This is a genomic window from Bacillus sp. FSL W8-0183, from assembly GCF_038006825.1.
Taxonomy (GTDB): domain Bacteria; phylum Bacillota; class Bacilli; order Bacillales; family Bacillaceae; genus Bacillus; species Bacillus altitudinis.
Map to the genome: position 1 here is coordinate 175,326 of NZ_JBBOVY010000001.1, position 19,401 is coordinate 194,726.

Sequence of the window (19,401 nt, forward strand, 5' to 3'; positions counted from 1 at the left end):
CCTTGTGCCACTCGGGTGATGTTTAACTGCCGCTTCCTTGTGAACCGGAATCATTGCTGCTTTCAGAGACTGCTTTTTTTAGCTCATCTTCGAACTTCTTCTTATAGAGAGGGCTGCTCAATGTTTCTGTGATGACTTTTTCTAAGTGCTTTCGGAACTCTTTGCTTTTGACCAGTTCACCGTATTTCTTTTCCATTTCAGGATCCTTGAGAATATCCATCATCATTTGTTGATAGTCAGGGTCCTTCATCAATTGTTTTAACATCTTTTCATGCTGTTGCTGCATGGATTTTGCGAAAGTCTCGGCAAATTTAGAATCCTCAAAGACCTTCTTCCAGAACTCTTTGCCTTTATCAGAAGTCAGTGTTTTCTCTATTGTTTTTTTCACAGTTTGTTCATCCATTACCAAAGCTTCATTCATTGCCTCGTCATTTAATAACTGTTGAATGGCCTTTTTACCGTCATCTGTTTTCAAAATATCGACGACCATTTTTTTCGTTTCGTCATAGTCCATATTAGATGAGGATTGGGTTTTGGGAGCACAAGCTGTTAGAGATAAAAGAAGAAAACAGCTCATTATACGCAAGATGCCTTTTGACATACTGTGGCTCCTTTCGTTACATGTCTTACTTTTAATATGAATGTTTCACATGAATTTATACATAACAAAAATAGGGGTTGGGTCATTTCAATGAAAAGTCGGGATTTAGTTCGTTTTTTCTTCTCTGTGCTGGCGGTTGGAGCGGTCATTACAAGCGTGGTAGGTTTTGCGCTGGAGTGGGGGAAATATCAGAAGCTGTTTGTATCGTTTGAGATTTTAGAGATTGCGTCTGTGTTATTTTGGTTTATTGGTGTGGGGATGATCTTTAGTGTAATCAGTCAGATGGGGTTTGTTGTCTTTTTGACAGTGCACCGGTTTGCGCTGGAGATTTTCAGGTCGCATTCTTTATGGAATACCATTCAGTTATTTCTTGTGATTTTCGTGCTGTTTGATTTAGCTTATTTGCGGTTTTTGTTTTTCGGGGAGAATGAATCATTTCTTCCATACTTGTGGCTGCCTGTTTTTATCGGTGTGTTTGCATTGATCGTGTCTTATTTTAAACAGCAGCAGTCCTCTAAGAAAACATTTATTTCTGCAATGTTTCTCATGGTCGTGATCACGTCGTTAGAATGGTTTCCGGCGCTTAGAGTCAATGAAGAGGACTGGCTGTATTTAATGCTATTCCCGCTATTAGGTTGTAATGCGTTTCAGTTATTAGCTATGCCGCGGTTTTCAAAAGCAAAAGCTATTTAACCTCAGTTGACTTTGTTTTTGTATTAGAGATAAGCTCGCCAACCGTGACGTTTCTTAAATTCTTGTCTTTTAAGTGTTTTAAAATGGCTGGTAAGGCTTGAGCGGTTTGGGTGGCTGAATCTGAGGCGTGAAGGAGAATGATGTCTCCGCTTTTCATTCGATCATTTACATTATGAACAATCTGGTCGACGCCCGGGTTCAGCCAATCTTGAGAATTGATGCTGTAATGGACAACGGTATAGCCATACTGTGTTGCAATTTTCAATACCGTTTCATTAAATTGCCCAGTTGGCGGTCTTAATAATTGAATGTCTTCCAGTCCAAGCTTTTGGAATGTATTTTGTGCACGGACAAGATCTCGCTTAATTTCGTTATCTTCAAGCTGGCTATAATTTTTATATGCATAGCCAAGGCTGCCGATTTGATGGCCGTCTTCTTTAATCCTTTTCACAATATCCGGGTGACGCTCAGCCCAAGAAGCAGACAGAAAGAAAGTGGCGTTCTTTATATCGTACTCTCGGAGGACATTTAAAATAGGAACAGCCTTCTCGTCTCCCCAGCCAATATTAAACGTAAGGGATGCGTGTTTTGATGAGGTCTCTCCTTTATAAATTGCTCGGGGTCCTTGTTCTGTTTTAAATACCGACAGCGGCGGTGCCTTTTGTACATAAAAAAAGGTTGCAGCTGCAAGGGCTGCTACAAGAATAATGACTACTTGCTTCAGCCGTTTAATAGGCAACACATATAATCGACTCAATTCAAACACTCCTGCCTTGTCCAAGATTGTTACTTGATTGTATGCAGGACAAGGGTTTAACATGCACGATAAAACTATTTTAAAAAAAGTTATGAAAAGGCGTTGACCAACAGAATGTTTTCGTGATATATTATTAATCGTCGCTGACACACAGTGACAAACACAAACGCTTCGGGAAATAAACTTGAAAAAAGTTGTTGACATAAGATGAAGCTAAATGTTATATTATTAAAGCCGCTAAGAACGGCGAAGATGATCTTTGAAAACTAAACAAGACAAAACGTACCTGTTAATTCGAGTTTTTATAAAAAATCCTATGATACATCATAGGTAGTCAGTCAAACGCTGACGAAAAACAAAACTTCGGTTTTGTACTTTTTCGGAGAGTTTGATCCTGGCTCAGGACGAACGCTGGCGGCGTGCCTAATACATGCAAGTCGAGCGGACAGAAGGGAGCTTGCTCCCGGATGTTAGCGGCGGACGGGTGAGTAACACGTGGGTAACCTGCCTGTAAGACTGGGATAACTCCGGGAAACCGGAGCTAATACCGGATAGTTCCTTGAACCGCATGGTTCAAGGATGAAAGACGGTTTCGGCTGTCACTTACAGATGGACCCGCGGCGCATTAGCTAGTTGGTGAGGTAACGGCTCACCAAGGCGACGATGCGTAGCCGACCTGAGAGGGTGATCGGCCACACTGGGACTGAGACACGGCCCAGACTCCTACGGGAGGCAGCAGTAGGGAATCTTCCGCAATGGACGAAAGTCTGACGGAGCAACGCCGCGTGAGTGATGAAGGTTTTCGGATCGTAAAGCTCTGTTGTTAGGGAAGAACAAGTGCAAGAGTAACTGCTTGCACCTTGACGGTACCTAACCAGAAAGCCACGGCTAACTACGTGCCAGCAGCCGCGGTAATACGTAGGTGGCAAGCGTTGTCCGGAATTATTGGGCGTAAAGGGCTCGCAGGCGGTTTCTTAAGTCTGATGTGAAAGCCCCCGGCTCAACCGGGGAGGGTCATTGGAAACTGGGAAACTTGAGTGCAGAAGAGGAGAGTGGAATTCCACGTGTAGCGGTGAAATGCGTAGAGATGTGGAGGAACACCAGTGGCGAAGGCGACTCTCTGGTCTGTAACTGACGCTGAGGAGCGAAAGCGTGGGGAGCGAACAGGATTAGATACCCTGGTAGTCCACGCCGTAAACGATGAGTGCTAAGTGTTAGGGGGTTTCCGCCCCTTAGTGCTGCAGCTAACGCATTAAGCACTCCGCCTGGGGAGTACGGTCGCAAGACTGAAACTCAAAGGAATTGACGGGGGCCCGCACAAGCGGTGGAGCATGTGGTTTAATTCGAAGCAACGCGAAGAACCTTACCAGGTCTTGACATCCTCTGACAACCCTAGAGATAGGGCTTTCCCTTCGGGGACAGAGTGACAGGTGGTGCATGGTTGTCGTCAGCTCGTGTCGTGAGATGTTGGGTTAAGTCCCGCAACGAGCGCAACCCTTGATCTTAGTTGCCAGCATTCAGTTGGGCACTCTAAGGTGACTGCCGGTGACAAACCGGAGGAAGGTGGGGATGACGTCAAATCATCATGCCCCTTATGACCTGGGCTACACACGTGCTACAATGGACAGAACAAAGGGCTGCGAGACCGCAAGGTTTAGCCAATCCCACAAATCTGTTCTCAGTTCGGATCGCAGTCTGCAACTCGACTGCGTGAAGCTGGAATCGCTAGTAATCGCGGATCAGCATGCCGCGGTGAATACGTTCCCGGGCCTTGTACACACCGCCCGTCACACCACGAGAGTTTGCAACACCCGAAGTCGGTGAGGTAACCTTTATGGAGCCAGCCGCCGAAGGTGGGGCAGATGATTGGGGTGAAGTCGTAACAAGGTAGCCGTATCGGAAGGTGCGGCTGGATCACCTCCTTTCTAAGGATATATGGAGCAGTGTGCGTTTTCGTCTTGTTTAGTTTTGAAGGATCATTCCTTCAAACATGTCTCTAGCGAGACAGGATTGTTCTTTGAAAACTAGATAACAATAAGTAATACATTCACATTGAATGCAATGCAAAGTTCATCACACATAGTGATTCTTTCTAAAGTAAGAAATGGTTAAGTTAGAAAGGGCGCACGGTGGATGCCTTGGCACTAGGAGCCGATGAAGGACGGGACGAACACCGATATGCTTCGGGGAGCTGTAAGCAAGCTTTGATCCGGAGATTTCCGAATGGGGAAACCCACTGCTCGTAATGGAGTAGTATCCATACTTGAATACATAGAGTATGAGAAGGCATACCCGGGGAACTGAAACATCTAAGTACCCGGAGGAAGAGAAAGCAAATGCGATTCCCTGAGTAGCGGCGAGCGAAACGGGAACAGCCCAAACCAAGAGGCTTGCCTCTTGGGGTTGTAGGACACTCTATACGGAGTTACAAAGGAACGATATAAGCGAAGAGGTCTGGAAAGGCCCGCCAAAGAAGGTAACAGCCCTGTAACTGAAATGTTGTTCTCTCCAGAGTGGATCCTGAGTACGGCGGAACACGTGAAATTCCGTCGGAATCCGGGAGGACCATCTCCCAAGGCTAAATACTCCCTAGTGACCGATAGTGAACCAGTACCGTGAGGGAAAGGTGAAAAGCACCCCGGAAGGGGAGTGAAATAGATCCTGAAACCGTGTGCCTACAAGTAGTCAGAGCCCGTTAACGGGTGATGGCGTGCCTTTTGTAGAATGAACCGGCGAGTTACGATCCCGTGCAAGGTTAAGCAGAAGATGCGGAGCCGCAGCGAAAGCGAGTCTGAATAGGGCGCATGAGTACGTGGTCGTAGACCCGAAACCAGGTGATCTACCCATGTCCAGGGTGAAGTTCAGGTAACACTGAATGGAGGCCCGAACCCACGCACGTTGAAAAGTGCGGGGATGAGGTGTGGGTAGGGGTGAAATGCCAATCGAACCTGGAGATAGCTGGTTCTCTCCGAAATAGCTTTAGGGCTAGCCTCAAGGTAAGAGTCTCGGAGGTAGAGCACTGATTGGACTAGGGGCCCCTACCGGGTTACCGAATTCAGTCAAACTCCGAATGCCGATGACTTATCCTTGGGAGTCAGACTGCGAGTGATAAGATCCGTAGTCGAAAGGGAAACAGCCCAGACCGCCAGCTAAGGTCCCAAAGTATACGTTAAGTGGAAAAGGATGTGGAGTTGCTTAGACAACCAGGATGTTGGCTTAGAAGCAGCCACCATTTAAAGAGTGCGTAATAGCTCACTGGTCGAGTGACTCTGCGCCGAAAATGTACCGGGGCTAAACGTATCACCGAAGCTGCGGACTGTTCTTACGAACAGTGGTAGGAGAGCGTTCTAAGTGCAGTGAAGTCAGACCGGAAGGACTGGTGGAGCGCTTAGAAGTGAGAATGCCGGTATGAGTAGCGAAAGACGGGTGAGAATCCCGTCCACCGAATGCCTAAGGTTTCCTGAGGAAGGCTCGTCCGCTCAGGGTTAGTCGGGACCTAAGCCGAGGCCGAAAGGCGTAGGCGATGGACAACAGGTTGATATTCCTGTACCACCTCCTCACCATTTGAGCAATGGGGGGACGCAGGAGGATAGGGTAAGCGCGGTATTGGATATCCGCGTCCAAGCAGTTAGGCTGGGAAATAGGCAAATCCGTTTCCCGTGAAGGCTGAGCTGTGATGGCGAGCGAAATTTAGTAGCGAAGTTCCTGATTCCACACTGCCAAGAAAAGCCTCTAGCGAGGTGAGAGGTGCCCGTACCGCAAACCGACACAGGTAGGCGAGGAGAGAATCCTAAGGTGATCGAGAGAACTCTCGTTAAGGAACTCGGCAAAATGACCCCGTAACTTCGGGAGAAGGGGTGCTTCTTAGGGTGTTAAAGCCCCGAGAAGCCGCAGTGAATAGGCCCAGGCGACTGTTTAGCAAAAACACAGGTCTCTGCGAAGCCGTAAGGCGAAGTATAGGGGCTGACGCCTGCCCGGTGCTGGAAGGTTAAGAGGAGCGCTTAGCGTAAGCGAAGGTGCGAATTGAAGCCCCAGTAAACGGCGGCCGTAACTATAACGGTCCTAAGGTAGCGAAATTCCTTGTCGGGTAAGTTCCGACCCGCACGAAAGGCGCAACGATCTGGGCACTGTCTCAACGAGAGACTCGGTGAAATTATAGTACCTGTGAAGATGCAGGTTACCCGCGACAGGACGGAAAGACCCCGTGGAGCTTTACTGCAGCCTGATATTGAATGTTGGTACAGCTTGTACAGGATAGGTAGGAGCCTTGGAAACCGGAGCGCTAGCTTCGGTGGAGGCATCGGTGGGATACTACCCTGGCTGTATTGACCTTCTAACCCGCTGCCCTTATCGGGCAGGGAGACAGTGTCAGGTGGGCAGTTTGACTGGGGCGGTCGCCTCCTAAAATGTAACGGAGGCGCCCAAAGGTTCCCTCAGAATGGTTGGAAATCATTCGCAGAGTGTAAAGGCACAAGGGAGCTTGACTGCGAGACCTACAAGTCGAGCAGGGACGAAAGTCGGGCTTAGTGATCCGGTGGTTCCGCATGGAAGGGCCATCGCTCAACGGATAAAAGCTACCCCGGGGATAACAGGCTTATCTCCCCCAAGAGTCCACATCGACGGGGAGGTTTGGCACCTCGATGTCGGCTCATCGCATCCTGGGGCTGTAGTCGGTCCCAAGGGTTGGGCTGTTCGCCCATTAAAGCGGTACGCGAGCTGGGTTCAGAACGTCGTGAGACAGTTCGGTCCCTATCCGTCGCGGGCGCAGGAAATTTGAGAGGAGCTGTCCTTAGTACGAGAGGACCGGGATGGACGCACCGCTGGTGTACCAGTTGTTCTGCCAAGGGCATCGCTGGGTAGCTATGTGCGGACGGGATAAGTGCTGAAAGCATCTAAGCATGAAGCCCCCCTCAAGATGAGATTTCCCATTCCGCAAGGAAGTAAGATCCCTGAAAGATGATCAGGTTGATAGGTCTGAGGTGGAAGCGTGGTGACACGTGGAGCTGACAGATACTAATAGATCGAGGACTTAACCTATATTCTAATGTGAAAAATGAACATTGTTATCTAGTTTTGAGAGAACATTCTCTCCATCAGGTTTGGTGGCGATAGCGAAGAGGTCACACCCGTTCCCATACCGAACACGGAAGTTAAGCTCTTCAGCGCCGATGGTAGTTGGGGGTTTCCCCCTGTGAGAGTAGGACGCCGCCAAGCTTTTTGTTTATATCCTTCCAATGGAAGAAGTTACTTTATCCATTCCGCAGTAGCTCAGTGGTAGAGCTATCGGCTGTTAACCGATCGGTCGTAGGTTCGAGTCCTACCTGCGGAGCCATGCTTCCATAGCTCAGTAGGTAGAGCACTTCCATGGTAAGGAAGAGGTCAGCGGTTCGAGCCCGCTTGGAAGCTTTCCTCTAAATATTGTTCTGACAAGGTTTCTCGATGATGAGAAGGCTTTTTTTTATGTCTTTTTTAATTGCTTGGGGACGCAATGGGGACGCATTATCGAATTTGCAATAAGTTTGATATAGCATCCGCCACCAAGGTGTCTGCTTCTCTGACCGCATGTGTGTAAGTATCAAGAGTTGTTTTAACATTTGCATGTCCCATACGCTGAGAGACCGATTTGATATTAAACCCAGGTATTTTGCCGATTTGATTTATTAACATAGTTGCATGAGTATGGCGCATATCATGCAAACGAATTCTCTTAATATCGTGCCTTTTTGCAAATCGATCCCACCATGTATTTAAAGAAGTAGGATAAAGCGGTTTGCCGCGATCACCACCAAATAGTAAAAGCTTATCTTTATCTCCTGGACAACCTTCCCACAACTCGCCTAACATCAATCTGTTCTTCTTTACTTCTCTTAATAAGATCGCTGCTTCTTTCATTACTTCCGCTGGCAATGAGACGGTGCGATTTGATTTAGATTTAGGCTCTTTAAAGCGGTATCCATACTTTTTAGTATATTGTAGGCTCTCATCAATACGTACTTCATTCGTTTCAAATGAGAGATCACTTTCATCAATTGCAATTAGTTCACCGCGTCTGAAACCACCGGTAAGAGCAAATTTGATGGCTACTCGGTGGAATAAAGATGCTTCCTCATCCAATAATTTAAAAAGGTCTTTGATTTCTTCCTCGGTGTATATGTCGTACTCTTTATATGTTACTTTTGGTCGCTTCACAGCTGCCACAGGATTTTCATTTATCAAACGCCAATCAGCAGCTTTGCCAAAAATATCTCTTAAAATTCTATAACGAGAGTGGACGCTAGAACTTGATGCATCTGGATTTTTCTTAGTGTAATCATCAAGAAAGTTGAGAATATGAATTGGTTGAACCTTCTCAAGCTCCATTTCCCCAAAGTATTCAAGAATTTCCTTGTTAACTATATAGTCGTAAGTTTCAAGTGTTCCCTCATCTAATGACTTAACAGCATATTTTTCTTCCCAATCAGTGAGAAACATTTTAAAAGTTCTTTTTTCAGGTTTTATATAGGCACCTGCCTCATACTCCCTTTTGAATTTATACCATTCATCTTCTAAGTATGCACTTAGCTTTCTTTTTGACTTTAGTATTTTAGGATCTTCAACCTTGATAGGTTTGTATTCTTTTTTTCTATTTCCTTTTGTTCCTACTTCTAAAATAAGACGGAATGACTTTTCTCCTCTTTTTTCGATACTAGGCATAATCTATAGGCTCCTTATTTATTTTCTATTAAATTTAAATTCAAAGGAAATGCTTACTAAGTTCATTTCAAATCTTGTTCTATCACCCAATTGAGAAGCATTTTAGCTTCTTCTCTCGTTATATTGTTGACTCGGCTAGTCAATAATGCCACTGGGTCTTTTAACAGATACTCAATGTGATCTGCTTCAGCACCTTTGGCAAGATAATCTATAGATACATCTAATAAATTGCTGATTCTAATCAGAGTAGCTATATCAGGTTCAGATTTTCCAATTTCATATTTTCCATAACCTTGAGCTGTGATACCCAAAAAACGTGCCATATCACTTTGGGTATATTGTTTTTTTATACGGGCCATTTTCAATCTGCCACCAAAAGACATCATAAAAAACGTCTCACCACCTTAACAGATGTATGTAATCCGGATCACTTCTTCTTACTAGCCATTTACGACATATCTCATTTGCGAGAATTTTTTTTGGTAGTAAAGATTTAAACGATGTTTTGCGAATTCTGGAGTTACCTTAAATATTCTAGAAAGTTGAAAAATAGCACTCTTAGGATCAGAGGATATGTCTATTCGCCTTAACATAAAAGTTGGAATACAAAAATGATATGCAAAATAATTTGCTTGTTTCTCCTGAAACATGTTCCATAATGTTTTGGTTAAATGAAAATCTGTATATTTACTAGATAGCCTTACAATATGGCAGAGCTCATGAGCAAAATCTTGCCATTGTTCTTCTTTTGTTAAGTTTTTATTTAGAAAGATACTATATAACTTATTAATCTCTACATAATGACTTTTGTCGTTTACATAATAAATCCAAATATCAAGACTATTAGCAATCCTATATCGATCCATTTGTGCAGGTTCAGTAATACCTATATTGATAAGGAATGACTCAATCCAATCTTCCAAGTGACTATTAGTGTATTTCAAAACACTTGTCTCCTTTCCAAGAATTAGAACTCAACTGAATTTTTAAGAAACGTATGTTCTGTTTTAGGCTGAAAAGAAAAGCCCCAAAAAAGGGCCAGTTATTGAGTTTTAAAAAAAAGTTTTCCTGTTGTGGAAATACTTTTATAAGCTATTAAAAAATCATCATCTTTTTTTATTTGATTTACAATATAACCTTCCAGTGAACCGCCATTATATACTTCTCCTTTAAATTCTTTTGGTACAACAGTACCAATTTCCTCTGGATAAGGAGAACCATCACTACTAAAAAAGTCAAAGTTAAGAACTGGACTGAATAGTAGAGGTTCATCGTCTGTTTCAGAATCTGTCATCTTCACTTTGACTTTCACAAGTGCCCATTCAAATCCTTTTTTAGGTGTTGAAACTGTACTGTTTCTTTTATATAACTTTTCATATGCTTTATCTCCTCGGATAACCTTTTCAATACTCATTTTTAATTCAGCGGTGTATTCGTTATCTGGAGTGTTTATATAATCATTAAAATATATTGGTTCTTGAAGAGGCATAGGAGCTGTTCTTGTTCCATCCGCTTCTTTTTTATCTTCTTTCTTTGGTGATGAATCACTAGACTTCTGTTTTTCACTCTTTTCATCCACATTAGAACCTTGTGAATTACAAGCTGTTAAAACAATTGCTAATAAAACATTAAGTAAGACAAAGATAATTCTTTTCAATGTAATGACCCCTTTTATTGAAATACATGTATCAAATATTAATTAAAGAGCCCTGCATTAATCACCGTCGAATTCTTTTTGTGTATCTCCTGGTTTTCGACCTTCCTGAAGTCTGAGTGCTCTTTCAATTCTTTCGATTCTCTTTTCTATATCTGTATTACCATCACTAGCAGCTGTGGCAGCTTCTCCACTTTTAAGTAATTGTTCAGCTTTATGGCTATAATCTTTACCTGTTAGTAAGTAATCAATAGAAACATTAAAAAATTCAGCGAATTTTACCAGAGTAGCATAATCTGGCTCTCTATTGTTTCGTTCATACATACTGATGGTACTTTCGGCAAGACCAAAAACACTACCCAATTTTTCTTGGGAGAGCTTTTTGTTCTTCCTTAAAATACGCAAACGATCTCCAAATTTCATATTCATCACCTAAAAGAAATAATATCACGTTTCGTGACTTTTTTGCATAAACTTCACGAAATGTCTTGACTTTACGTTTCGTGCATTTTAATATAAAAGTACAACAACACGATATGTAAAGGAGGTATTCAAGTTGAATAAAAAGCTTATTGGCGAAAAATTATTACACCTCAGAAACAAGAGGCCTAGAGCAATTATAGCTACTGCTATTGGAATTAGTGAGAGTGCTTTGGCTATGTATGAATCAGGAAACAGGACTCCAAGAGATGAAATAAAAATTAAGATTGCTGCCTTTTATAACAAGACAGTACAAGAAATTTTTTTTGATTGATAACTTCACGAATCGTCTTATTTTAGTTAGGAGGTAGACAAAATGCAAAGAACCGTAATAACACCATCTGAAGCAGCTGAGTTCTTAGGGATTCATAAGGAAACAGTATATATCAGATGTAGAAACAAACAACTTCCTCACTTCCGAGTAGGAAAGAAAATTTACTTTCGGGTTGATTCACTGAATGAGTGGATCAACAAGCAAATCAATGAAAGTGTTCAACCAATTAATGAGGAAGAAGCCTAATCACTTCATAGGGTACAACATCTTTTGGTGATTTCCTGTTCTTAATTAGAACATGTTCCAGATAGGAACATTGAAAGGGGGTGGGGAGGTTGTGAAGTTGGGTGTGGTGCTTCGTAAAGCCCGAGTGCAGGCAGGCATTTCCCAAGAGAAGTTAGCGGAAATGCTTAGCCGCTCTCGCAGCTGCATATCAAAGATCGAAAATGATCAGAAGGTGCTTGATGTACCTACATATGTACGGTGGATGGAAGCCACAAACGCTAAAGAAGCAATGATTGCTACATTATGCGGCATTGATCCACTGGCAGTCACACAGCAAATAACGGCCATCATGGCCCTATTCGGAGGATGAAGATGAGAAAAGCGATTTTCAAGAGCATTGATCATGAAGGGATAACAGCTGAAATGATCTGTATTGAACAACTGCAAAAAAGATTAATGAAAGCATTAGAGCATGCGGATATAGATACGGCATTAGCAGCTCACAAAGATATTGCAAAATCATTAAAACAAATTCAGCAATATGAAAAACAATCAACGGTGAAATTGTTGAAGGCAGCCGCTAAAATCACGCCTGTTGAATATCCAAAAACATTAAAAAACAAATTGAAAGGATTGATTTAAATGAAATACATGTTCACTGCAAGCAAGTTGATGAAGGCTAAGGAAGTAAAGGAAATGTGTAAGTTACGTGATGACGAGGCTGTGAAGATCTCTAATTTTCAAACTGAAACCCGTTTAAAGTCTCAACTAGGTTTAGGACAAAGAAAAAAGCAGCAAGCTCCTACACTCACTGCTTAAATCGAATATCGAAATGATCGAATTTATTATATCGCTCTTTAAAGAGCACGACAAGTATTATTCTTGTCGTCCGGCTTGCGGATGGACAATGCGCACACACCCCATCCCCTCAAATCATGCACCATCCGCAGTCGGACGATGCGAATAAGCATCAATAAATCATAGGAGGACGAAGATTATGTTTTTTGAAAAAGCGGTTATACAACCATTCAGTGATCACACTGGCGATCAAGTAAGACTATCTAAAGTAAATGGCTCCATTCTCATGGACAACAATGGAAATCCGCACTTCTATTTCCCTAATCAAGAGGCTTTTGAGGAATTCAAAAAGCTCAAAGCCGATGCGATCCGAAGAAAGGTAGGGGTAATAGCATGAACATTGAACATCCAATGATCACGCAAATAAATGCTACTGGTTATCCAAAAGGAATTGAAGTGGTTGATGTTGTAGGAACTGACTACTTCGGGGATGAGATTTTCTCCAGTGATGAATACGTCATTGATGAGAATGTTGGAGAAATGATTCTCTTAGACAATTTGAACCGCTATCTGAAGGAACAACTCGATTTTACCTTTGTGAATGCAAAATAAAAAGGTTCACTCCCACAAGTGAACCAATTACAAAAAAAGAAAATAAAAGTGTCAACCCCTATTATAGCAGGTTGGCACTGTAAATCAATGGAGGCTTGTTCATGACCAAAAATATCAGGTTGTCAGAACTCCATCTATCAAACTTCAAGGGTGTTAAATCATTCACCCTTGAAACAGGTGGAGAAAGTGCAAAGGTCTATGGTGATAACGCTACAGGCAAAACAACTTTATTTGATGCTTTTATGTGGCTGCTCTTTGATAAAGACAGTCAAAACAAAAAAGACTTTGAGATCAAGACGCTCTCAAAGGATAACAAAGCAGTAAGTGGCGTGGATCATGAGGTATCGGCTGTACTCTTAATCGATGGAAAGCCTATCGAATTGAAAAAGGTCTATTCAGAGAAATGGACCAAGAAACGGGGATCAGCAAAACAAGTCTTTTCTGGCCATACCACTGACTACTACGTCAATGACGTGCCAGTTAAGAAAAAAGAGTTTGTTGAGAAGGTCAATGACATTATCTCAGAGGACATTTTCAAGCTGATAACTTCTCCTTCTTATTTCAACGAACAAATGAAGTGGCAGGATCGCCTAAACGTACTGATGGAAATTGGCGGAGCTGTGACAGATGATGACGTTATTAAGCAAGCCAGTTCATTATCAAAACTTCAATCGATCTTAGATGAAAGAAGTCTTGATGAACAAAAGCGCATCCTTGCTGAAAAACGTAAAAAGATCACTAAACTCCTGGAGCAATATCCTGTCAGAATCGATGAAATCAATCGTTCTATTGAGGATGTATCTACTCTTAACCAGGAGCAATTGAAAGAAGACTTAAAAGCGCTTCAGGCATCAATAGATGATCTGGAGAAGGAAGCCAGCTCTATCAGAGCGGATGCAGGTGCAGATCGTAAGAAGCGTATGCTTCAGCTCGAAGGCGATCTGCAACAAATTATGAATGAGTATGACTCAAAAAGATTTCAGGTAGTGAATGAGAAAAAAGAAGCCTACTACTTAGCGAAAAACAGTCTTACTCAAACCCAAAATGATCTCATTAACTTGATCACGAAGAAAGAGCACTTAACATCTTTTCTATCTCAAATTGATAAAGAACGTTTGGAGTTACGAGAAGAATGGTCTAAAAAGTACGAAGAATCGTTTGAGGATCATCAAACAGATTGTCCAACATGTGGACAAGCATTGCCGGAAGAAAAAATTCAAGCTGCTATTGAAAAATTCAATTTACAAAAAAGCGCCTCCCTTGAGCGCATAGCCGATAAGGGAAAGCAATTAGGAATTGAATATGACAATAAGCAAAATGAGCTGTATGAAGTTGATGAGCAAATTCAAAAGTTGAATTTGGAAGAGAAATTTAAGGCTTCAAATTTAGAAAAACTGAAAGAAAATATGGAACAAGCTGAAGCGTCCATTGCTCCGCTCTCCAACAATCCAATTTATCTAGCCAAGATCGAGGAGATTGAGGAGATCAATAAAGAGATCCAGTCTGATGAGCAGGAGACAAGTGGAACTGTTCAAGCCATTAATGAACAGATCAAGGAAAAACAGCAGGAAATGACCTTGATCCGCAATGATCTTTCTCGCATCGATCAAGCTCAAAAAGCCCTCAACCGAATTGAGGAGCTAAAGGAAGAAGAACGTAAAATGGCTGATGACTACAATGAGATCGAGAAAGAGTCATACCTGATTGAAGAGTTTATCAGAACCAAAATGAACCTTATGGAAGAACGGATAAACAGCAAATTCAAATTTGCCCGCTTCAAGCTCTTTGAAGAGCAAGTCAACGGCGGCTTAACAGAAACCTGTGAAACGCTTTATGAAGGCGTACCTTACTCTAAAGGCCTAAACAATGCGGCGCGTATTAATGTCGGTTTAGACATTATTAATACGTTAAATGAGCATTATGGTATTTCTGCGCCGATCTTCGTTGATAACAGCGAGGCGGTTACTGATCTGATAGAAGTCAATGCACAAGTTATCAGCTTGATAGTTTCCAAACCAGACAAGCAGCTGCGAGTTGAAACTGATGACAACTTGCTGACTGTAGATTGTGAGGTGATCGCATGAGTGAAGTGGTAGAGGTGAAAGTTCTTTCAGGTATAGGTTGGGAAGATTGCAAACGTGAAAAACTTCTGATTGATGGTAAACAGGTCATGGAAGTTCGTCCGCTTTCTGAATGTCCTGAAGATGCAATCTTGGAAAGAGACTTAAAAGGTCCATCGGATTTTGCTGAAATGCTAGAGACCTTCCTAAGAGAGCATAAAGGCAAAAAGGTCAGATTTATATATGAGGAGGATACGGATGAGTAATCAGAATCAATTGGTACATGTGCAAAAAAACATTACTGATGATGTGAACAATAGTCTAGGCAGATTACAAGATGAAGGGTTAGTCCTGCCATCAAACTATAATGCTAGCAATGCATTAAAGAGTGCATTTTTTAAACTTCAAGAAGTGAAGGATAAATCAGGGAGGCCCGCTTTAGAAGTCTGCACCAGAGAATCTATTGCCAATTCCTTGTTAGATATGGTCGTTCAAGGTTTAAGCCCTGCAAAAACTCAATGTTATTTCATTGTGTACGGGAATAAATTGCAGATGAACCGCTCGTATTTTGGCACACAAGCAGTGCTGAAACGTTTGACCAATGTCAAGGATATATGGGCAAACGTGATTTATGAAGGGGATGTCTTTGAATATGAGATTGATGGAGGGCAAGAAAAACTCATTAAACATGAAACGAAGCTTGAAAACAGAGATAAAGACATCATTGGAGCTTATGCAGTAGTAAAAACCATTGATGACATTGAGTTATTAACTCCGATGACAAAGAAAGAAATCGAAACTGCTTGGAGTCAATCGAAAACAAGTGCAGTTCAGAATAAGTTTCCGCAGGAAATGGCCAAAAGAACAGTTATTAATCGTGCTGCCAAAAGGTATATAAACACAAGCGATGACAGTGATCTGCTTGTCCAAGCCATCAATAATTCAACCGAGAATGAGTATGACAATGAGCGGGTGGATGTTACTCCGGATGAAGTGAAAAAAGAAATTAGTGAGAATGCTAATTCAGAAATTATTGATGTTGGTTTCAAAGAACCAGAAAAAGATCCAGAGCAGTATCAAGAAACAAAACAATCTGAATTAAAGCAACGCGAAGAACCTGAGCCATCAAAAGAACATGTTGAAAAGCCGTCTGCACTGAATGAGGAGCCACCATTTTGATTGAGATCAAAGCTATCTCGTCAAGCAGTAAGGGGAATTGCTATCGGGTAACTGATGGTAAAACCCCGCTCCTTTTGGAGTGCGGTATCACTTTCAAAGAGATGCAACGTGCTTTTGATTTCGATATGAGCTTTGCTGGTTGTCTCATCACTCATGAGCATGGTGATCACTGCAAGGCTATAAAGGATGTTTTGAGAGCCGGAATTGATTGTTATATGTCTCCTGGCACGGCAAAAGCTCTTGGAGTGGAAAATCATCACAGAATCAATCTTGTAAAAGCCCGACAGACATTTAGGATCGGCACGTGGCTTATTATGCCCTTTGATGTTCAACACGACGTATCAGAGCCATATGGCTTCCTATTGGCTAATGAGGATGGAGACAAGCTTCTCTTTGCCACTGATACCTATTACATCAAATACAAGTTTCCTGGACTCACTCACATCATGGTTGAGTGCAATTACTCTGAAGCGATTCTCAATGCAAATATTGAGAGTGGGAGAATCCACAAAAGCATGCGTAACCGGCTCATACAGTCGCATTTCAGCCTTGAGAATTTAAAGATATTCCTAGATGCAAACGACTTGTCAAAAGTGCAGGAAATATGGTTATTGCACTTATCTGACACTAATAGTCATGAGAGGTTATTCAAACAAGAAATAGCAAAACAAACAGGAAAGGTTGTCTATGTTCCGAAATGAGCGAGCTTTTTAAAACAGCTTATCCCTATTGTTTTATTACTTTGGCTAGATCAGTAGCTCCAGATATGCGGAAAAAGGTATTGGCCATGTACATAAGCACGTATATGGCTAAGCATGAACCGCATCTTGAAGTCGTGAAAATTGAAGGCAAATACGCTATTTGTAGACTCAAACGCAAGTAGTTGGGAAGGAGGAAGTCATTTGCGAGGGTGGATCAAATTACATCGGAAATTACGAGAAAATCCAGTATTCAATAATCCTAACCTGCTTAGGCTTTGGCTCATCTGTCTTACTGAAGCGAGCCATAAACATCATCAGCAGATGATAGGTAATCAGGTGGTGGAATTAGAGCCTGGTCAATTTGTGACTGGTAGGTACGATATTGCTGAAATGTTTAACAAAGGGCTTAGGAAAAGTGATCAAGTAACTGGAAAAGTTACAGTGTATCGGTGGCTTGAAAAATTAGAGGAAATGAATTTTCTGAGCATCAAAAAGAGCAACAAATTTTCTGTTGTAACCATTAATAAATGGGCGCTTTACCAACAAGAAAACAACGAAGTTGATCACCAAAATGAACATCAAATGAACATCAAAAGATCATCAATTGAACATCAAATGATCACAAACAAGAATGTTAAGAATGTAAAGAATGTATATGAAGAGGAAGAAGAGAGAGCGCCAAGAGGAAATGATTCTCCTTTCCAACAAATCGAAGACAAATATCTATCACGAAGAGGTGGGGGATTGATGATCTCTCCTAATGATGCACAGGCGATTGATAGGATCATTCAGGAGCAGATACCCCTTGAAGACATATTGGTGTGGATTGATGAGATTTTTGATCAATACCGACCAAGACATAGAGCGGACGGCATTAAATCATTTGCGTACCTGGAGAAAGGTATCCTTGATCGATGGCATGCCAAAAACAATCAACCTAGCAACGTATCTGAATTTAAACCTAAGAAACAACAAGACAACTTATCAGCATTAGAGGCTTATGCCAAAGAAAAAGGCATTAAATTTGGAGGAGGATTAGCATGACTGAAGAACAAGCGATGATCATCTTAACCAGGATAGCAGCTGCGTATCCGAGATTTGAACTTACTACTGACACCGTTGGAAAAGAAAGAATAAGGATTTGGTTGGAGCATTTAACTGCACTGCCGTATGAGGCAGTTTCAAAAAAAGTTGATCAACATATTGCTGAAAAACGTTTCCCTCCTGCTATTGCGGAGATACAAGTACATCAACAAGAGAAAAACGAGTTTCTAGAGAAGCAGAAAGAGTGGGAAAAGAATGCAAAATTTGCGAAACGTAGAGGCTGAACAGTTTTTGCTCGGCTGTATCATCCTTGAAGGCGATCTAATCAAGGAAACAGCCTTAGAGCCTAAACATTTTGCTGAAGAGCGTCACAAGCAAATTTTTGAAGCGATGAGGGAAGTGGACAAGCTAGGTAAGCCTGTTGAATTGGCCAATATCGCTGCATCTATGGGGGACACTTTAAATGCAGTTGGTGGATTTGAATACTTAACCAACCTAGCGAGTGCTGTTCCATCTACTCATTCATTTGAAACCTATGAAACATTAATTTACGAGGCTTTTAGACTCAGAGATTTGCAAAGTGCTGCTTTAGCATTTGCCAGTTCCCCTACTGATGAGGGCATCACCGAGCTTTATCAAAAAACAATTGAAGCTCAAGAGGTTGGTGTCAAAGAGACTCGTACGAAAATGGATGTTCTAACAGATATATACATGAGCATGGAAGAAGATCATGGTGATCTGACTGGAGTCAACACGGGTCTTGCGGATCTTAATGCCATGACAGGCGGTTGGCAGAAGAGTGATTTGATTATTGTGGCTGCCCGTCCATCGATGGGTAAAACAGCGTTCGCTCTTAACCTTGGTCGTAATAATGCACTAAATGGTGGAGTAACCGACATAATTTCACTGGAAATGTCTGATACACAATTAACACACCGTATGTTAAGTAGCATAGGGAGTATTGAAGGCACGAAGTGGAGGAATCCAAAGAGATATTTTAGTGAGGATGATTATGATCGTGCCCATAGTGCGATGGGCGAATACGAAAAATTAGACATCTATATTCATGATCACCCCACTCAAACCGTCGCAGACATTCGCTCTAAAATCCGTAAAACAAAGAAAGATCATCCTGATCAAGATCATTTGGTCATTATTGATTATCTTCAGCTTATCACCCCGATTGGTAAATCCGAGAGCAAAAACCATGAGGTTGGTGAGATCACGAGAGAACTTAAGAATATGGCCAGAAGTTTCAACGTTCCCATCATCTTGTTATCACAGCTTTCACGCGGTGTAGAAGCGCGAAATGACAAAAGACCTATGATGTCTGATTTGCGAGATTCAGGGAGCATTGAGCAAGATGCTGATATAGTGACATTCCTTTATCGGGATGATTATTACAACAAACAAAGCGAAGCTAAAAACATTGTTGAAATCATTTTTGCAAAACAACGGAATGGATCAACAGGAACAATAAACGCAGTATTCGTGAAAGAGTACGGGAGATTTGTAAATCTATCGCGGCAAATGGAAGCCGCAATGTGAAATGAGGAATGAACATGACAATCAATAGCGAGCAACGCAAACAGTTCCTTCTCAATGAACTGAAGCGCATTGGATATAAACC

General features: G+C 42.0%; 22 protein-coding genes, 2 tRNA genes and 3 rRNA genes. 20 read left to right on the forward strand and 7 right to left on the reverse strand.

Annotation, left to right across the window (positions count from 1 at the left end):
- Nucleotides 1-22 precede the first annotated feature (22 nt).
- Nucleotides 23-601: a spore germination lipoprotein GerD gene (gene gerD, locus NSQ64_RS01010; RefSeq protein WP_007496366.1), complete on the reverse strand. Its 579-nt coding sequence runs from the start codon at nt 599-601 to the stop codon at nt 23-25.
- A gap of 90 nt (nt 602-691) precedes the next feature.
- On the opposite strand from gerD, the gene NSQ64_RS01015 reads away from it, so the two are divergent.
- The gene (locus tag NSQ64_RS01015) at nt 692-1,294 is read left to right on the forward strand and encodes a KinB-signaling pathway activation protein (protein ID WP_282746381.1); all 603 of its coding nucleotides are present in this window, start codon (nt 692-694) and stop codon (nt 1,292-1,294) included.
- Here the strand turns inward: NSQ64_RS01015 and pdaB are convergent.
- A complete protein-coding gene (gene pdaB / locus NSQ64_RS01020; RefSeq protein ID WP_341014611.1) occupies nt 1,287-2,051 on the reverse strand; it encodes a polysaccharide deacetylase family sporulation protein PdaB in 765 nt (254 codons plus the stop codon). The two genes, NSQ64_RS01015 and pdaB, sit on opposite strands and share 8 nt — an antisense overlap.
- Before the next feature lie 376 nt (nt 2,052-2,427).
- Here pdaB and NSQ64_RS01025 point away from each other — a divergent pair.
- The 5 genes from NSQ64_RS01025 to NSQ64_RS01045 all read left to right on the forward strand — a co-directional run bounded on the left by NSQ64_RS01025 (nt 2,428) and on the right by NSQ64_RS01045 (nt 7,457).
- Nucleotides 2,428-3,976: ribosomal RNA gene (locus tag NSQ64_RS01025) — 16S ribosomal RNA — on the forward strand.
- A 181-nt stretch (nt 3,977-4,157) separates the two neighbouring features.
- Nucleotides 4,158-7,088, forward strand: a 23S ribosomal RNA gene (locus NSQ64_RS01030).
- A 61-nt stretch (nt 7,089-7,149) separates the two neighbouring features.
- Nucleotides 7,150-7,265, forward strand: a 5S ribosomal RNA gene (rrf, locus tag NSQ64_RS01035).
- The 16S, 23S and 5S rRNA genes sit together here with 2 tRNA genes alongside, the layout of an rRNA operon.
- Nucleotides 7,266-7,308: 43 nt before the next feature.
- Nucleotides 7,309-7,383 (forward strand) — tRNA-Asn (locus NSQ64_RS01040).
- Nucleotide 7,384: 1 nt separating this feature from the next.
- A tRNA-Thr gene (locus NSQ64_RS01045) sits at nt 7,385-7,457 on the forward strand.
- A 93-nt stretch (nt 7,458-7,550) separates the two neighbouring features.
- On the opposite strand, the gene NSQ64_RS01050 is transcribed toward NSQ64_RS01045, so the two are convergent.
- The 5 genes from NSQ64_RS01050 to NSQ64_RS01070 form a co-directional block, all read right to left on the reverse strand.
- Entirely contained in the window at nt 7,551-8,744 is a 1,194-nt protein-coding gene (locus tag NSQ64_RS01050) for a tyrosine-type recombinase/integrase (RefSeq protein ID WP_047946018.1), read from the reverse strand.
- Nucleotides 8,745-8,806: 62 nt separating this feature from the next.
- Nucleotides 8,807-9,130 (reverse strand): helix-turn-helix domain-containing protein, encoded by a 324-nt coding sequence (locus NSQ64_RS01055; RefSeq protein WP_286108651.1) that lies wholly within the window; start codon nt 9,128-9,130, stop codon nt 8,807-8,809.
- Between the two features lie 54 nt (nt 9,131-9,184).
- Entirely contained in the window at nt 9,185-9,688 is a 504-nt protein-coding gene (locus NSQ64_RS01060) for an ImmA/IrrE family metallo-endopeptidase (RefSeq protein WP_286108652.1), read from the reverse strand.
- A gap of 98 nt (nt 9,689-9,786) precedes the next feature.
- Nucleotides 9,787-10,401, reverse strand: a complete 615-nt coding sequence (locus NSQ64_RS01065) for a DUF4352 domain-containing protein (RefSeq protein ID WP_286108653.1) — start codon at nt 10,399-10,401, stop codon at nt 9,787-9,789.
- Nucleotides 10,402-10,458: 57 nt separating this feature from the next.
- On the reverse strand, nt 10,459-10,821 hold the full coding sequence (locus NSQ64_RS01070) for a helix-turn-helix domain-containing protein (RefSeq protein ID WP_148942665.1): 363 nt from the start codon (nt 10,819-10,821) through the stop codon (nt 10,459-10,461).
- A gap of 133 nt (nt 10,822-10,954) precedes the next feature.
- On the opposite strand from NSQ64_RS01070, the gene NSQ64_RS01075 reads away from it, so the two are divergent.
- The 14 genes from NSQ64_RS01075 to dnaB all read left to right on the forward strand — a co-directional run bounded on the left by NSQ64_RS01075 (nt 10,955) and on the right by dnaB (nt 19,319).
- A complete protein-coding gene (locus NSQ64_RS01075; protein ID WP_148942664.1) occupies nt 10,955-11,152 on the forward strand; it encodes a helix-turn-helix transcriptional regulator in 198 nt (65 codons plus the stop codon).
- 42 nt (nt 11,153-11,194) lie between these two features.
- Nucleotides 11,195-11,398, forward strand: a complete 204-nt coding sequence (locus tag NSQ64_RS01080; protein ID WP_286108654.1) for a helix-turn-helix domain-containing protein — start codon at nt 11,195-11,197, stop codon at nt 11,396-11,398.
- A gap of 103 nt (nt 11,399-11,501) precedes the next feature.
- On the forward strand, nt 11,502-11,747 hold the full coding sequence (locus NSQ64_RS01085; protein ID WP_226650616.1) for a helix-turn-helix domain-containing protein: 246 nt from the start codon (nt 11,502-11,504) through the stop codon (nt 11,745-11,747).
- Nucleotides 11,748-11,749: 2 nt separating this feature from the next.
- The gene (locus tag NSQ64_RS01090) at nt 11,750-12,019 is read left to right on the forward strand and encodes a hypothetical protein (RefSeq protein ID WP_286108655.1); all 270 of its coding nucleotides are present in this window, start codon (nt 11,750-11,752) and stop codon (nt 12,017-12,019) included.
- Between the two features lie 54 nt (nt 12,020-12,073).
- Entirely contained in the window at nt 12,074-12,196 is a 123-nt protein-coding gene (locus NSQ64_RS01095) for a hypothetical protein (protein WP_286108656.1), read from the forward strand.
- Between the two features lie 178 nt (nt 12,197-12,374).
- Complete coding sequence (locus NSQ64_RS01100; protein WP_277687309.1) at nt 12,375-12,572, forward strand: hypothetical protein; 198 nt, start codon at nt 12,375-12,377, stop codon at nt 12,570-12,572.
- Nucleotides 12,569-12,787 (forward strand): YqaI family protein, encoded by a 219-nt coding sequence (locus NSQ64_RS01105; protein WP_286108657.1) that lies wholly within the window; start codon nt 12,569-12,571, stop codon nt 12,785-12,787. The genes NSQ64_RS01100 and NSQ64_RS01105 overlap by 4 nt, the downstream gene beginning before the upstream one ends.
- A 101-nt stretch (nt 12,788-12,888) precedes the next feature.
- A complete protein-coding gene (locus tag NSQ64_RS01110) occupies nt 12,889-14,871 on the forward strand; it encodes an AAA family ATPase (protein ID WP_286108658.1) in 1,983 nt (660 codons plus the stop codon).
- Nucleotides 14,868-15,113: a hypothetical protein gene (locus tag NSQ64_RS01115; protein WP_286108659.1), complete on the forward strand. Its 246-nt coding sequence runs from the start codon at nt 14,868-14,870 to the stop codon at nt 15,111-15,113. The genes NSQ64_RS01110 and NSQ64_RS01115 overlap by 4 nt, the downstream gene beginning before the upstream one ends.
- The gene (locus NSQ64_RS01120) at nt 15,106-16,026 is read left to right on the forward strand and encodes a recombinase RecT (protein WP_286108660.1); all 921 of its coding nucleotides are present in this window, start codon (nt 15,106-15,108) and stop codon (nt 16,024-16,026) included. Before NSQ64_RS01115 ends, NSQ64_RS01120 begins: the two co-directional genes overlap by 8 nt.
- Nucleotides 16,023-16,727: an MBL fold metallo-hydrolase gene (locus NSQ64_RS01125; RefSeq protein ID WP_286108661.1), complete on the forward strand. Its 705-nt coding sequence runs from the start codon at nt 16,023-16,025 to the stop codon at nt 16,725-16,727. Before NSQ64_RS01120 ends, NSQ64_RS01125 begins: the two co-directional genes overlap by 4 nt.
- A gap of 141 nt (nt 16,728-16,868) precedes the next feature.
- Entirely contained in the window at nt 16,869-17,771 is a 903-nt protein-coding gene (locus tag NSQ64_RS01130; protein ID WP_286108662.1) for a hypothetical protein, read from the forward strand.
- Complete coding sequence (locus NSQ64_RS01135) at nt 17,768-18,055, forward strand: replicative helicase loader/inhibitor (RefSeq protein ID WP_286108663.1); 288 nt, start codon at nt 17,768-17,770, stop codon at nt 18,053-18,055. The genes NSQ64_RS01130 and NSQ64_RS01135 overlap by 4 nt, the downstream gene beginning before the upstream one ends.
- Nucleotides 18,027-19,319: a replicative DNA helicase gene (gene dnaB, locus NSQ64_RS01140; protein WP_286108664.1), complete on the forward strand. Its 1,293-nt coding sequence runs from the start codon at nt 18,027-18,029 to the stop codon at nt 19,317-19,319. Before NSQ64_RS01135 ends, dnaB begins: the two co-directional genes overlap by 29 nt.
- The last annotated feature ends 82 nt before the right edge of the window (nt 19,320-19,401 follow it).